This window comes from Streptomyces niphimycinicus (genome assembly GCF_018883605.1).
Classification (GTDB): Bacteria; Actinomycetota; Actinomycetes; order Streptomycetales; family Streptomycetaceae; genus Streptomyces; species Streptomyces niphimycinicus.
The window spans coordinates 1-284 of sequence record NZ_JAHLEM010000317.1 but is presented as its reverse complement, the minus strand read 5'-3'; the positions used below and the strand labels follow the sequence as shown (position 1 = coordinate 284).

At 68.7% G+C, this 284-nt stretch carries 1 protein-coding gene; it reads left to right on the top strand.

Going from position 1 to position 284, the window contains the following annotated elements; all coding sequences use genetic code 11:
• Nucleotides 1-48: 48 nt before the first annotated feature.
• The coding region (locus KN815_RS26845; RefSeq protein ID WP_372458485.1) for an AMP-binding protein at nucleotides 49-284 on the top strand (236 nt) is incomplete at its 3' end.

The window sequence follows — 284 nt, the reverse complement described above, 5'->3', positions numbered from 1 at the left end:
CGGGTGGCGCGGTGGCTGGTGGGGCAGGGGGTGGGGCCGGAGTCGTTTGTGGCGGTGGTGTTGCCGCGGTCGGTGGAGCTGGTGGTGGCGTTGCTGGGTGTGGTGAAGGCGGGTGGTGCGTATGTGCCGGTGGATCCGGAGTATCCGGCGGAGCGCAAGGCGCACATCCTGGGGGATGCGCGGCCGGTGTTGGTGATCGACGATGTGGCGGCGCTCGCGGCGGCTGATGAGTATCCGGATGAGCGCGTGCAGGCGATCACCGATCTCAACACCTCCGCGTATGT